The organism is Kitasatospora arboriphila (assembly GCF_039528095.1).
GTDB classification, from domain to species: domain Bacteria; phylum Actinomycetota; class Actinomycetes; order Streptomycetales; family Streptomycetaceae; genus Kitasatospora; species Kitasatospora arboriphila.
Genome location: NZ_BAAALD010000060.1, coordinates 1 through 13,886, shown reverse-complemented (window position 1 = coordinate 13,886; position 13,886 = coordinate 1). Strand labels below are relative to the sequence as shown.

Annotated in this window: 12 protein-coding genes and 1 pseudogene; 5 read left to right on the top strand and 8 right to left on the bottom strand. The window is 73.2% G+C overall.

The genetic code is table 11. The features are described from left to right. Positions 1-84 precede the first annotated feature (84 nt). The gene (locus ABD353_RS26295) at positions 85-777 is read right to left on the bottom strand and encodes a TetR/AcrR family transcriptional regulator (RefSeq protein WP_344626154.1); all 693 of its coding nucleotides are present in this window, start codon (positions 775-777) and stop codon (positions 85-87) included. 80 nt (positions 778-857) lie between these two features. Here ABD353_RS26295 and ABD353_RS26290 point away from each other — a divergent pair, with 80 nt between their 5' ends. Then, positions 858-2,018: an FAD-dependent oxidoreductase gene (locus ABD353_RS26290; RefSeq protein ID WP_344626153.1), complete on the top strand. Its 1,161-nt coding sequence runs from the start codon at positions 858-860 to the stop codon at positions 2,016-2,018. A 261-nt stretch (positions 2,019-2,279) separates the two neighbouring features. On the opposite strand, the gene ABD353_RS26285 is transcribed toward ABD353_RS26290, so the two are convergent. Genes ABD353_RS26285 through ABD353_RS26275 form a run of 3 tightly spaced genes read right to left on the bottom strand, consistent with a single transcriptional unit; the run spans position 2,280 to position 6,242 of the window. Beyond that, the gene (locus ABD353_RS26285; RefSeq protein ID WP_344626152.1) at positions 2,280-2,879 is read right to left on the bottom strand and encodes an NADPH-dependent FMN reductase; all 600 of its coding nucleotides are present in this window, start codon (positions 2,877-2,879) and stop codon (positions 2,280-2,282) included. Between the two features lie 54 nt (positions 2,880-2,933). Further along, complete coding sequence (locus ABD353_RS26280; protein ID WP_344626151.1) at positions 2,934-5,012, bottom strand: tetratricopeptide repeat protein; 2,079 nt, start codon at positions 5,010-5,012, stop codon at positions 2,934-2,936. A 6-nt stretch (positions 5,013-5,018) separates the two neighbouring features. Continuing rightward, positions 5,019-6,242, bottom strand: a complete 1,224-nt coding sequence (locus ABD353_RS26275) for a hypothetical protein (protein WP_344626150.1) — start codon at positions 6,240-6,242, stop codon at positions 5,019-5,021. Positions 6,243-6,810: 568 nt separating this feature from the next. On the opposite strand from ABD353_RS26275, the gene ABD353_RS40530 reads away from it, so the two are divergent. After that, on the top strand, positions 6,811-7,227 hold the full coding sequence (locus ABD353_RS40530; protein ID WP_425555251.1) for a transposase: 417 nt from the start codon (positions 6,811-6,813) through the stop codon (positions 7,225-7,227). A 199-nt stretch (positions 7,228-7,426) separates the two neighbouring features. Further along, the gene (locus tag ABD353_RS26270; protein WP_344626149.1) at positions 7,427-7,618 is read left to right on the top strand and encodes a hypothetical protein; all 192 of its coding nucleotides are present in this window, start codon (positions 7,427-7,429) and stop codon (positions 7,616-7,618) included. Positions 7,619-8,367: 749 nt separating this feature from the next. Here ABD353_RS26270 and ABD353_RS26265 read toward each other — a convergent pair. From ABD353_RS26265 to ABD353_RS26255, 3 genes are all read right to left on the bottom strand, one after another. Further along, a complete protein-coding gene (locus tag ABD353_RS26265; RefSeq protein WP_344626148.1) occupies positions 8,368-8,865 on the bottom strand; it encodes a hypothetical protein in 498 nt (165 codons plus the stop codon). Positions 8,866-9,022: 157 nt separating this feature from the next. Beyond that, the gene (locus ABD353_RS26260; RefSeq protein ID WP_344626147.1) at positions 9,023-10,426 is read right to left on the bottom strand and encodes a peptidoglycan-binding domain-containing protein; all 1,404 of its coding nucleotides are present in this window, start codon (positions 10,424-10,426) and stop codon (positions 9,023-9,025) included. Positions 10,427-11,465: 1,039 nt separating this feature from the next. Beyond that, positions 11,466-11,666, bottom strand: a complete 201-nt coding sequence (locus tag ABD353_RS26255) for a hypothetical protein (RefSeq protein ID WP_344626146.1) — start codon at positions 11,664-11,666, stop codon at positions 11,466-11,468. Between the two features lie 637 nt (positions 11,667-12,303). On the opposite strand from ABD353_RS26255, the gene ABD353_RS26250 reads away from it, so the two are divergent. Together ABD353_RS26250 and ABD353_RS26245 are read left to right on the top strand one after the other, a co-directional pair. After that, positions 12,304-12,834: a hypothetical protein gene (locus ABD353_RS26250; protein ID WP_344626145.1), complete on the top strand. Its 531-nt coding sequence runs from the start codon at positions 12,304-12,306 to the stop codon at positions 12,832-12,834. A gap of 133 nt (positions 12,835-12,967) precedes the next feature. After that, the gene (locus tag ABD353_RS26245; RefSeq protein WP_344626144.1) at positions 12,968-13,105 is read left to right on the top strand and encodes an SMI1/KNR4 family protein; all 138 of its coding nucleotides are present in this window, start codon (positions 12,968-12,970) and stop codon (positions 13,103-13,105) included. 294 nt (positions 13,106-13,399) lie between these two features. Here the strand turns inward: ABD353_RS26245 and ABD353_RS26240 are convergent. After that, positions 13,400-13,886: pseudogene (locus ABD353_RS26240) on the bottom strand (hypothetical protein); the annotation flags it as partial.

The following is a 13,886-nucleotide window of genomic DNA, read 5'->3' as shown; positions in this document are numbered from 1 at the left end:
AGACCGTCCGGGCGGGGTCGGCCGTCCCGTTCCGGGCGCGCGGCACCCGGTTCTCGGCCGGCCCCCGACCCGCTCGGGTTCGCGTCAGGTCCGAGGGGACGGACCCGGGTGGGCGGCCTCGATGCCGCCCAGGATGAGGTCGATGCCGGCCAGGAACTGCTCCCGGTCGTCGTGCTCGGGCAACTGCGCCGCCACCCGGTGCACGAACGGGTACCGGGCGGGATCGAGCCGGGTCCACTGCCGGGCGATCTCGCCCAGGAAGGCCGTCCGGTCGGTCCTGTGCGCATGCAGGCGGGCGTTGGCGGCATTCTGTCCGGCGACGCCGAGGACATGGATCACGAGCGTGGACGTGGCGTCGAACTGCGCCCCCTCGGGCACGCCGAGCTCCTCCAGCCGGCTGCCGAAGCCCTCGAAGATCTGCGGAATCGCGGCCAGCCACGGCGCGCGGGAGAGCTGGGTGCCGACCCAGGGATGTGCGTCGATCGCGTCGAAGAGCCCGAGCGCGAGGGCCCGGATCGCCTCCCGCGGACGCGCGCCGCCGGGCAGGTCCGCCATGACCCGGGCGATCACGTCGTTGGTGGCCGCCGCCAGCAGGTCGTCCTTGTTGGCGACGTGCCAGTAGATCGCCCCGCTTCCGGTGGCCAGCCGGGCCGCGAGCGCGCGGAAGGTCAGCGCTCCCTCGCCCTCGGAGTCGAGGATCTCGATCGCGCTCTCCACGATCCGTTCCTTCGACAGGGCGTCCGTGCGCCGTACGGCCCGCTGCTTCTTGATCGCCATGAACACAGTTTGACATGAATGGATCGCCGTTCCAACATGGGAATGGAACAGCGTTCCACAGCGGCTCCGAAGGGAACACCATGACGACTCCGGTCACGATCATCGGCGCGGGCCTGGGCGGCCTCACCCTCGCGCGCGTCCTGCACGTCCACGGCATCCCCGCCACCGTCCACGAGGCCGACACCTCCCCCGAGTTCCGCACCCAGGGCGGCCAGCTCGACATCCACGAGGAGGACGGACAGCGCGCCCTCGCGGACGCCGGCCTCACCGACGAGTTCCGCGCGATCATCCACGAGGGCGGCGACGCCGCCAGGGTGCTCGACCGGCACGGCGCGCTGCTGCTGGACGTCCCCTCCGACGGCACCGCGGTACGCCCCGAGGTGCTCCGCGGCGACCTGCGCCGGATCCTGCTCGACTCCCTGCCCGAGGGGACGGTGCGCTGGGGCAGCAAGGTCACCGGCGTCCGCCCGCTCGGCGACGGCCGGCACGAGCTGACCTTCACCGACGGCTCGACCGTGACCAGCACCGTCCTGGTCGGCGCGGACGGCGCCTGGTCCAGGGTCCGGCCGCTGCTCTCCGACGCCCGGCCCGTCTACACCGGCACGACGTTCGTCGAGACCTACCTGCACGACGTCGACGAGCGGCACCCCGCAACGGCCGCCCTGGTCGGCCGCGGCGCCATGTACGCACTCGCCCCCGGCAAGGGGATCGTCGCCCACCGTGAGGCGGGAGGCATCGTCCACACCTACGTCGAGCTGAACCGTTCGGCCGAGTGGATCGCCGCCGTCGACTTCACCGACACCGCGGCCGCGACCGCCCGGGTCGCGGCCGAGTTCGACGGATGGGCGCCGCACCTCACCGCGCTGATCACCGACGGCGCGACCGCCCCGGTGGCACGCATGATCCACACCCTCCCGGACGGACACCGCTGGGACCGGGTGCCCGGCGTGACGCTGCTCGGCGACGCCGCGCACCTGATGCCGCCGTCCGGCGACGGCGCCAACCTGGCGATGTTCGACGGCGCCGAACTCGGCAAGGCCATCGCCCGGTACCCCGACGACGTCGAAGCGGCGCTCGCCGCCTACGAGAAGGAGCTCTTCGCGCGCAGCGATGCCTTCTACGCGGACGCCCACGGGATTCTCGACCTCTGCCTCGGCGAGCGCGCACCGCAGAGCCTGGTCGACTTCCTCGGCGGGCACCCGGAGGAGCGGGACGAGGCGCTGGCACGGTCCGGAAGGTGACCGCCGCGTTCGGACGACCGGGCGGCCTCGCCCTTCGCCGCGTCGATCCGGTGGTCTGCCGGGCGGCGCACCGCGGCTCCGGTTCCGCGGCCAAGAGCCGGGCCGTCGTCCACGAGCAGGCGGCCGTCCCGGCGCAGCGGCGGCCGTACGCCACGCGACCCGCGGGAGCTGGGTCGTGGGCGCCCGCCCGGACCGGGCGCGGGCCCGTCCACCGCGCAGGTGACCGGGCTCCCTCGCCGTCCCTCGGCCGCGGGGCGCGGGTCACGCCGAGCGGGACACCGCTGCGACGTCGCGCCCGACGCCGCCGGTGACGGCCCGGCGGGCCTCGGCGAAGGCGACCACCTGACGCGCGACGAGCTCCAGCCTGACCTCCAGCTCGCAGTCGGCCGGTGCGCGGAGCGGGGGGCCGTCCACGGTGACGCCCAGCGGTGTCGGCCAGCCGCGCAGCGCGTGCACGATGTCGCGCAGCGCCCGCAGGGCGTTCGCCGGCCCCTGTGCGCCCTGGCCGACCACCAGGCAGCCCACCGCCCGGCCGTCCAGGTACGGGGCGGAGCGGTCGCGCAGCTCCTCCAGGTGGTCGAACGCGTTCTTCAACAGCCCGGACACCGATCCGTGGTAGCAGGGGGATCCGACCAGCAAACCGTCGGCCGCGGCGACGGACGTGACCAGGTCCAGGACCGCGCTGTCCGACGCCGCGCCCGGGGTCCCGTACAGGGGGAGCCGGAGGCGCTCACCGGCGAAGAAGTCCACCCGCGCGCCCAGCGACTCGGCGTGCGCCGCCGCGCGGCGCAGCAGGCGCTCGGTGGACGAGGGGGTGGCCGCGCTGCCGCACAGCACGGCGAGTCTGACCGGGCCTGTCATGGCGGCTGCCCTGCTTTCTGGTCGTTGGTTCGAGCTCGGCGTCTCTGGTTGCCGTCAGCCGGCGGCGGCGCACTCGGCGCTTCGGGCCTCCAGTTCCGGCCGGTCCGCGCCGGGCAGCGCGAGGGCGCGCTCGTAGTCGGCCAGGGCGAGGTCGGGGCGGCCACCGGCCTGGTGCGCGATGCCGCGGTTGAGCAGCACGTCGGGGTCGTCGCCGACCAGGTCGAGGAGCGCGGTCAGGTCGGCCACCGCGGCCGGGTGCCGGCCCTGTCCGTAGTGGACGACGGCGCGGTTGAGCAGTGCGGCCGGGTACTCGGGGTCGAGGGCGAGGGCGGCGTCGAGCGCTTCACGCGCCTGCGCGAGTTCGCCGCGCTGCAGGGCGACGGTGCCGCGCATGCACAGCAGCCGGGGGTCCTGCGGGCGCAGCGCCAGGCCGGCCGTCACGTCGTCGTCGGCGGCATCGAACTCCTCCAGCTCGAGCAGGAGTTCGGCACGGGCGAGCCGGGTGTCGAGGTCCTCGGGTTCCATCTCCAGGACGTATCCGAAGTCGGCGAGCGCGCCCTTGGTGTCGCCGGCCTCGGCCCGGGCCGTGCCGCGGTTGTGGTACAGCTCGGGGAACGGAGGTGCGAGTTCGACCGCACGGTCGTAGTCGGCGAGGGCGGCCGCGAAGTCGCCGCGGGTGCGGTGGATCCGGGCCCGCTCGGAGAGGTAGTCGGTGTAGTGGGGGTCCAGCTCGATCAGCGTCGAATAGTCGGCGAACGCCTCGTCCAGCCGGTCGGTGGCGGTGAGCAGCCGGGCCCGGTTGTACAGCAGTTGGGAGCGGTGCAGCCGCCACTGCGCGTCGGTGAGTTTCGCGTCGAGCCGGGCGATGCAGGACTCGACCAGGTCCAGCGCGCGGCCAGGGTTGCCGCGGTGCATCTCCACCAGGGCGAGGCCGTTGTCGTGGAAGACGCTGAAGGTGAGCCGCTCGGCGGGGTCGGGGAGGATGCTCGCGATCGCGGCGGCGTTGTTCTGCCAGCGCAGCGCCAGGTCGTGGTCGCGGGGCCGCAGGAAGCGGGTGTGCAGCATCGCGATGGAGTAGCTGGTCATCATGTGGACCTTGGGGTCCGTGAACCGCTGGATGACGTCGAGGTACAGGTCCATCGACTGCTGGTGGCGGCCGAGCGGGATGCAGGCGGCCGCCGCCTGGTGCGTGAACTCCCAGAAGTCGTGCGGGTGGGCGTCCGGGTCGGTGACGGCGCGTCCGCGCAGGCCGAGGTCGATCACCGCCGCCGAGAACCCGACCTCGACGCAGTGCCGCTGGGCCGTCAGCAGCGCGATCCGCCCCGCCCCGGACGGGTCGCTGCCGTGCTCGCGGTGGTACGCCAGCGCGCCGACCCGCACGCTCGGGCCGGGTCCGGTGTCCTCCAGCTCCTCGGCACGCCGGTCGTGCAGCCGGGCCCGCAGCTCCGGCGGTGCTTCGAGGTAGGCGCGCAGCTCGGCGGGGTCGCCGGAGGCGCAGTCGCCCCGGACGTACGCCTGCGCCAGCTCCTCGTCCGTACGCGCCTGCCGGTCTCCGCCCACCGCGCCTGCCCCGTCCGGGCGTTCGGCGGAGCGTTCCGCCCACCGTTCGAGGGCCCGGTGCAGTTCCCCGGGCAGGTCGCCGGTGCCGGTGCGGACGGTCAGCCGCAGTTGTGCGGGGTCGGCCCGGCGCAGCAGGAGGGCGATCAGTTCCTGGGTCGTCGGTTCGGCCTGGTCCGCCTGGTCGAGGACGAGATGCGGCGCCGACTCGCCGGCCGACCGCAGCCGGTGGGCGTGGTCGACCAGGAAGGAGACCACGCCCTGGCTCATGCACCGGATCATCCCGGCCCCGAAGAACCGGGTGCGTTCCTCGAACGAGGACTCGAGCGCCAGGGTCCGCGGCGCCGGGCCGATCAGGTCCGCCAACTCCGGCATCCCGTAGAGCAGTTCCACCCGGTGGAAGTCCACCAGTTCGGGCCACCGGCGGACCGCCTCGGGCAGCACGGCGCGCAGCACGGTGTCCACACCCGTGTAGGGCCCGCGCAGGCGCCGGTGGCAGCCGGCCACGATCTCGGCGGCGGCCGGTCGCGGCGACAGCGGCGGAAGCTCGCTGACGATCCAGCGGTGACTGGGCATGTCGGTTCACCCCTCCATCGGGACGGTCGGAGTCGGGACGCGCGTGGACGCGGGGGCCGGCGCGACGGCGGGCCGGCGCTTGCGGCGGGCGAGGACGATCAGTGCCGCGGCCTGGGCCGCGTTCAGGACCAGGGACAGCAGTGAGTCCCAGAAGTGGGCGTCGATGCGTCCTGAGCCGAGGGCGCTGGCGGCGATCCGCAGGTACTCGAGGGTGACCGGGATGCTGGCGAAGACGGTGATCCCCACCAGGACGCAGAACCCGAGCACGATGAACGGCCCGTAGAAGGCGCCGACCCGGCGGTCCTGCTCGGTCCACTGGCTCTCGTCGACCTGCCGCTCCGGACGGCCCAGCAGCCGCCGGATCCGGTTCTTCAGCACGGCCTTGGCGGCGTCGTGCAGGTCGTAGCAGTGCAGCGCGGTGGCGAAGACGTAGTACAGGTCGGTGCGCAGGTACAGCTGGAACTGCCAGCAGAACCGCATCACCACCGTGAATCCGAGGGCGAGGCAGACCCGGCCGGCGGTCGAGAAGGTGCCGTCGGCGTGGCGGCCGGCCTCGGCGATCAGGCCGAGCACGGCCAGCACCACCACGTCGCAGAGCATGCCGGCCAGGAACGGCAGGTAGCGCTTGCGGCGCTCCACGCTGAGCAGCCCGTTGGTCTCCGTCTCGGCCACGATGTAGGTCAGCCGGTTGCTCAGCCGCAGCTTGGTCGGCAGTCCCAGCCGGCGGCCGGCCAGGATGTGGAAGCCCTCGTGGGCGAGCAGCAGCGGCACCTGCCCGAAGGTGATGACCAGTTGGACCACCAGCAGCGACTGGACGAAGAAGATCTGCGACGGGTGGGGGCGCAGGTCGCCGTGCACGGCGAGGGCCGGCAGCCACAGCGCCACGACCGCCAGGTAGCAGAGCCACGCCGCCGGGGAGAACGCCGCGCGGGCCAGCCGACGGAACCGGACGGGCGCCGCGGGGGTGGTCTGCTCGGCCCCGGTCTCGCGGACGAATCCCAATTCACGGATCGTTTCGAGGAAATCCTCGACGTCGACCGGTTCCTCGAAGGTCTCCTCGTACCACTCGGCCGCCCGGTCCAGGGGCATCCCCTCGGCGAGCCGCTGGAGCAGCTCCGCGCCGTCCGCCGGAAATACCGCGTACGAGCCGGTGTCCAATCGGCCGACCAGCACCTCGTCGCCTTCCGGGACAAAACTCAGCTCGTACAGCGCAATGGTCGATTCGCCCACGGTGCTCCAAAACCTCGATTGAACCGATCTGCCCGGCCTTCGGACGCACCCGGGCGCACCGAACGCATCCGGCGCACCCGGGTGGACTCACAGGGTCACCGTCAGGCGTTGACGTGGTACGGGCACTGGCACGCGGCCGAGGTCAGGCGCACGTCGCCGGTCCGACGGACGGTGATCTTCTTGGCCGTCTTCTTCAGTGCAGCAGTCGACTTCACAAGAACCTCCCTGCTCGCTGTTTCCCGACCGGACGGCCGGGCGGGAGCAACCCTGCCCCTCCTGAATGTGACACGTCAATAGAAACGATGCGGACCGCGCCGAACCCGGACGATCGAATGCCGGGCCACTGCCGACTGAGCTGCTGCGTTTCGCCACCAACCCGTCGAAAATTTCATGTCGACCTGCCAGGAATCCGTCAGGAAGTGGAGTGATGATCCTTCCTGGAGATGCCGGAAAGCATTTCTGAGCAGCTCGGCAATTCCTGGTGCGAGTGGTGCCGGAACGCGACGTGATCCGATGGGCAACAGGACTGACTCACGTCCTGCCGATCTTGCATCCGGTCCGTCACGGGATGCTCGAGGCCAAGCGGGCGAGTGAAAGGCTCACACCTCGATCATTCACGCGCGAGGGGGCCGCCCGAGGTGTCCGGGTTATCGATCGGCAGGCGGACGTCAAGGACGTCGCGGCCGATCTGGGCGTCACCCCCGAGACCTTGTGGACCTGGGTGCGGGACGCCGAGAACGGCGGCTCGGAGCCCGGCAGCAGGCCGGGACCGGAGAGCGTCCACGCGGAGCCGTCCCGGCTGCGGGCGGAGAGTGCCCACAGCCGGGACAGCTCCGCCGCAGCGCCCGAGGCCACCCGCGGGCCGGCCGGAACCAGGGCGCCCAACGCCACCAGGTCGAGTCCGCCGCAGGCGAGGGCACTGCAAGCACCGGAGGGCAGGGGCGCCGCGCCGGCCGCCTCGCCCCGCGGGGTTCCCCGGCCGTGACGGCTGCGGTGTCGCACGAGCCCCCCGAGGACAGCACTCTCAGTAACTCGGCGTGGCGCCGGGATTCGAGGTGGTCGCCCGGGACGTCGTCGAGGCCGGCGGAGAGGTCCTCGGCGAGGAGGAGCGGGTGGGCGTGGGCGTGGGGGTCGTGTAGTGCGTGGGCGTGGGGGTGCGCGTGGGAGCCGGGGTCGTGTAGCCGGTGGGCCTCGAGGGCGCGGTCGGGGCCGGGGTCGACGGCGAGGTCTCGGACCCGGCGGTGGACTCCGCGGGGGTGGCCGGCGAGGACGAGGCCGCCGGCGGCACCTCCACGTTGCCGTCCGACCCCTGGGTGGCGACCGCGACGCCGACGGCGATGGCCGCCACCACGAGCCCGGCCAGCAGGGCGATGTAGCGGGGCTTTCGCCACCAGGGCGGCCCCGGCTCGTCGCCGGATTCGCCGATCACCGTCCGCGGGGGCTCCGCGGGCGGCCCGGGAGGCGGGCCGCCCGCGATGGTCGGCGGCTCCGGCGGCCCGGGCGGCTACGAGCCCTGTCCGGACTGCGGCCTTGGCCCCTGCCCGGACGGCGGCGGCCCGCCCTCCCCGGGACCCGACAGCGGCCCGGTGGGCGGGCCGGACGGCTCGGACGATCCTGACGGCGGCTGCGAACTCACGGGGCCTTCCCTCCGGCGACTCGACCCCCTGCCCAAATCTGCGGCCCGTCCCGGTGCCGCCGCAACCCGGCTCGCCGAACGGACCGGCCGGCTGTGGGCCGGCGACCGGCGCGGGGGGACTCACGCGAGGCGGCGGGTGCAGCGCAGCGGGTGCGGCACCGTCACCCCTGCTGCGCGCAGCCCTCCGTGCCCCGAAGGGCCTCAGGCCGAGGCCTCGACCACCGGCCGGCGCAGCCCTTGCGGCCGCAGTAGCCGGTCATCGCACAGCCGAGGACCAGGGCGCGGACCGTCCCGATCCCCATCGTGATCCAGGCGCGGGCCGGGCCGGCATCCGCCCGGTCGTCGAAGCGCAGGTCGCCCTGGCCCCGTCGCTGAGCTGCCGCATCGGCTCGAAGTGCGCCAGGAACCGGTGGAACGACGGCAGGGCATGCGGGGGGATGTCGGCGCCCGAGGACGGCGGCGCGAGCACGATGAACACGGACATGCCGATCAGCTGCCCCACCCCGTCGAAGGTGGTGTCGGTCGCCTGCACGTCCGGCCCACCGCCGCGGTCGCCTCGATCGAGACGAGGAACAGCAGCGGCAGGTGACCCGCGTCCGTGCCCGGGATTCCGATCGTGGCCGGCATGACGGCGGCCGAGGTGACCAGCGAGATCCAGGTGGTCCTCACCGGCTTGACCACCCGGGTTCGGCGCCGGGGGGCCGGGACGGTACGCCGCCGGGTGTGCCAGGGGCCCGGTTCGTTGTCGGTGCATCCGTCGGTGCGGCCGTCGGTGCAGCCGGGCGCGCCGTCGACTCCGTTGCCGATGGTCTTGCCGCCGGGGAAGCCTGCGGGCACCGGCAGCAGGGAGCAGGAGAACGCGCTCGGGCCGAGCCCGCCGTGCGGTCCGATCGGGTGGCCCACCCTCGTCTCGACGGTGATCGGATCCGCGAGCGGCAGGGCAGCGGCGTTGGACACCCGGGTGCCCTGCTGGGCGGTGCGGTACACGAGACCCGTCTTCGTCCGACCTGCTCCGCGCGAGGTGGGCGGCTTGCGGCGTCGGCTCCTCCCGGCCGCAGCCGCCCTGACGCCGGGGTCCGTCGCTCCATACCTCTTGAAGCGCGTTCACGCGTCTCGCGGGCTGCGAGCGCAGCGATCGGCGACCTCAGCACTCCTGATCCTGCGCCTCGGCCTGCAGGGCGGCCCTTGTCTTCGGACCGTACACGCCGGTCTCGCCCTTGATGTGGCGTCGGCGCTGGTACTGGGTGACCGCGTTCTCGGTCGAGTCGTCGAAGGTGCCGGTGACGAGGGACTTGTCGAGGTTCCCGCAGGAGACGGTGACCAGCAGCTGTTGCATCGCCATCACATCCGTCCCCGTGTCACCGGGCCGGAGGGTTCGGGGCATGGCCGCAGCGGCCGGCGTCGGCGTGGACGTCGGCGTCCGCGTCGGCGTGGGCGTCGGCGTGGAAGGGGCAGCGGTGCGGGCGGTGGTGGCGAAGACTGCCTGCGGGGCAAGGGTTCTGGTGGTCGGAGCCTTCCTGGGAGCCGCGGCGGCCGTGTCGCCGGGGGCTGCGGAGGCCGAGGCGGTCTCGGCCGAGGAGACGGCGCCGGGCGAGGGGACGGCGTTGGGCGAAGGGTCGGTCGGAGGCTGGATCCAGGGGCTGCTGCTGGGGAGCGGCAGCGCCTGGCCGCTCTTCTTCCCGTCCTCACCCGAGGAGGCAGGTAGGAGGGCGATCCCGACGCCGACTGCCACAATGCCCAGGCCGGCCCGGGTGATGATGCTCCGTCGGCGGCTCGCCTTCCGCTCGTGGCGTCGCCCGGCGCGGTCGTCCGGGTGCTGCTTCTCGGTCAGCCCGACGGGCGGGTTCGGGAGGGGCGGTTCGGACGTCGGCGGCATCGGCGGCACGGGATGTGCCGCCGCCGTCCGAGCACGAAAGGGCGCGGGCAGCGCCGGAACCGGCCGGGCAGGCGTCGGAGCGGCGGCGCCCAGGGGGAGGATCGTTGTGTTGAGCAGGTCCCGACCGTGCACGGGTGCGGGCCGGGGCTCCGCCGAGGGGCCCAGGACGTACGGGCGGACCATCATCGCGTCTTCGGTGTGCTCGATGGTGCGGTCCGGCTGTGCCGCGATGGGCCGATCCTCCTCGGACCACGCGTGAGCGGTGGGGCCGGTGGTGAGCGCCTCAGCCACCGTGGCGGCCAGCCGGCCGGGGTTGGTCAGCGTGCCGGTGCGAGCGGGCCAGTGCTCCCACTCGGCCGAGCCGTCGCCCGGCATGTCCGGGTGGGGCACGACGAGGAAGCATCCCCTGGTCAGGAGGTGGACGTCCGCTCCCAGCCGCTGCCACTCCTCGGCGTGGCCGAGGGGGATGAACCAGTACATCCGGTGGCCGGGCAGATCCCGCAGGACCGGGCCGACCTGATCCGGGTCCGTCCCGCCGAAGCGTGCGAGGACGGCCAGGCCGAGGCTCTCGGGCATCCGCGCGACGTCCCACCGGAGCCCGCACGGCAGCACCGTCCGGTGCGGCGGCGTCGACTCCCACTCCAACAGCGTCTCGTAGCTGTGCTCTCCCATGACGCTGACGAGCCAGGTGGCCGCCAGGGGGGAGACGGATCGGGAGAGACCACTGCCCGTGGTCGCGGGTCTTGAAGGGTTCATTTGCCGGGCTCCGTTCGATTCGACGCACATGCGATTCGATGCGTGTTCCGGGACGGGCGGTCGTGGACTGGTTGCCGATGTGACGGGCGAGTGCCACGGCCGGGGGCCTCAGCCGGGTGGGCCTCAGCCGGGTAGGTCTCAGCCGGGTAGGTCTCAGCCGGGTAGGTCTCAGCCGGGTAGGTCTCAGGGCCACGGGGCATCCGGCGCGCCGTCCCTGGCGCCGCCGATGTCGAGGTCATCGGCGGGGGCCTCGCGGATGGACCCGGCCTCGGCAAGGCCAGTCGTCCCAGGTCATCCGTCCACCTCGCCGAGCTTGGGCGGGGTCCGTTCGAGCAGCACGGCCGGGGCGTGCACGAACGCGGCCGAGGCCCGGCCCGACCGGACCACGGGTTCGCCCGGGTGAACGGGCGGTGCCGCCGCAGCCCGGCACGTTCAAGGCGGTGCCGCTGCAGCGCGGTCCGAAAGTCGTCCGCATCCGACGATCGAGAGCCGGCATGCCTCGGCGTCGGTGCCGTTCATCGGACGGCACCGTTCGTCCGGTGGCGCACGGGTGCCGTCCGATCGCTGTTGCGGCAGCCGTGGATCACGCTCACGGCGTGATCTCGGCGTGGACCTGCCGGCGCCGACAGCCTGCGCGGGTTCGGCCCTGGTGGCATCTGCATCCGAGCGAACCGGACCGGAGGAGCCGCCGGCCGCTGCGGAGTGTGGGCACCGGGAACACGCGGAGTGGTCACAGGAGTGCAGGGCTCGGCCATGGGTGCCTCCTGGCGGATGACGTGTTCGGTCGATCCGACGCCGCCCCGGGTCCGCACACCTCTCGCGTGCGGCACCTGCCCGCGCCGTGCCGGGGTTTGTTCCTCGCCGCGGAGGTTCGAAAACGCACTTCGGTGAGAATTCTGTGGCCATCCGGTCGACGCAATGCCTTTGTAGACAAAAGGACTTGACGTGTGCCCATTCACGCGGCGGGTGCGGAGGCGGCGGGCAGCCGGGGCATGGCGGTGAGGGCGCAATGGATGGCGCCGAAGGGGTCGGTCCCGTGCCGGCGGGCGGCGGTGCAGCCGGTGCTCACGGCGAGAACGGCCTGCTGTCGATCCGTCAGTGGAGCTGCGGGGCGGGGCAGCCGGCCGCCCGCCCCCGCGCCCGGGTCCACCGCCACCAACAGACTTTGGGTGGGGGCGAGTTCACCAATGGTGTCGGTGGCGCGGCGGCATCCGCTGCGCGGAAGAGGGTGGGGGACCGTTCACGCACGGACGCGTGTCCCGGTCGCGCGGAACGACGTGCCCTGGTGGGCCCCACGGCTCGACCCACAGGGGGGATCTTGACCACACCGCTCCCCCGCCACCCCGAACCCGGCCGATCGGAAGGGCGGGAGCATGCGGGTGGATCACCGGCAACCGCGCCCCGGCCGGACGCGAACCTCGGCCAAGGAGCCGGATCTCCCTCTCCCCCGGTCACGGTCATCCGGCGGCAGGCGGCCCGCCGTGTGCGGGGCCTGCAGCGGCGGCTCTCTGCGGCTGCCCTGCGGTCTGCCCACCGGGCACCGTTCGAAGATGCGGCTCGGCCCTGCGGGAGGAGACCACCCACCGGGCCAAGTAGCAGGTTGTAGATGTCGCCGGCGTTGCCGGAGACGACCTGCGCGACTTGCTGAAGGGCGACGGCGCCGGCGAGCCTCCTGGAGTAGGTGAGGTCGACCTGTTCGGCGTCGCCGCTGAAGTCGTCGCCCGGGGACGCGAAGATGCAGCACCGGCAAATCGCTCGACGAGTCGCTGCTGCAGCCCTACCCTCACGCGGTGATGAACACGATCACGAACACGGTTGAAACCGGCGAGGACTTCCGCGGCCTGCTGAAGCGGCTTGCCAGGCACTTCGAGAGCCTCGGCCCGAACGCTCCGGACGTGGACGACGTTCTGCTCCGCTGGGCGGCAGCCCTCCCCGATCAGGCGCCGGATCCCGGCTGGACCGGACTGGCCGCCCAACTGCTCGCCGCAATCACAGCACCCTCCGCCGGGCTCGCCGTTCCCGCCCCCATGGACACCGAGCCACCGGTCTCCACGTCGGGCGACTTGCGGGTCCTGTTGCGCACCCTGGCGGCCGACTACGCCCAGGACCGCAAGCGGCAGGAGGACAGGAGGGCCCGCAGCCTGTGGGCCGGCGACGGCGGCGGCTGGGCGCACGATTCCCTGGGCTCGTTCCTCGAGTCGTGGGACGCCTGGCTGGGCGCCTCCCTCGGCAGACCCCCGCGGTTCCCCGGCATTCCGCCGATCGAACCGGTCACCTGGACCTCGGTCGCCTGGCAGCTCGGCGCAGTCCGCGTCTACGAGTGACACCACCCGCGGGCTACGATCGCCGCTCGAACTGCCGTCCCACATGAGAAGAAGCACCGGTGGACGCCAGGATCACCCGGATCCGAGCCGAACTCGCCGCACTGCCGACCACGAGAAGGCCGCACTCGGCCCCGTGCTCACCGAGACGCAGATCTCGGCCTTCGAGGAAGCCCACGGCATCCGGCTACCCGAGGAGTTCCGACAGTTCCTCACCCGAATCGGGCACGGCGGATACGGTCCCGCCTACGGATCGTTGCCCATGGAGCGGTGACTCGGACGGGGTCGCACGGGACTGCCTGCCGAACCGTTCCCGGTCGTCCCCGGGCATGGATCCCCGACGGGTCCCGACGGCCGAGGCGACCTCGCGGGATCCTTCCCGGCACCATCACGGTCGTCCACCGCGGCTGCAGCGACTTCACGCCGCTGGTCGCCACAGGACCCGGACGCGGGCATCCGGTAGGGGTCAACGCCCTGGGATCCTTCGCTCCTCGTTTCTACGCCGACTCCGACTTCCTTTCCTGGTACGAGCGATGGCTCGACTTCGTCCTGACAGGACACCGGGACCTCACCTGGCTCGGAGCCGGGCGGTCAGCGGGCGCCCGGCAGCGCCGAGCACGGCGATCTCGCGGGCGGTGCGGGCGGTGCGGGCGGCCGTCAAGTGGAACCACTGCCGGCCCTCGCACCTGTCGAACACCGAGGCCGGCACCGGAACGACCTCGGCCGCCTCACCGGCGATCCGCCGCAGCGCGAGCACCAGGGCGAGGTCGGTGTGCTGGTGGTGGAGGAGGGGCGTCGGGGTGGCGCGCGGCGGTGAGCGCGGCGTGCGCGGTCGCTTTCGTCGACATCTGTACGCGGCGCCGGCGACGGCGCCGGGGGCGCGGCTGTTGGAGGCGCCCGCCGGGTGGGAGCCGTGGAAGCGGGCGGTCGCGGCGCTCCTGCCGGTGGTGGTCGCGGCTGCGGACCGGTGGGGATGTGGCGGCCGGCGTCCTCGGAGTTGCCGGCGGCCGCCCGATGACCGCCACCGCACCCCGCCCGGACGGCCCCGCCCACCT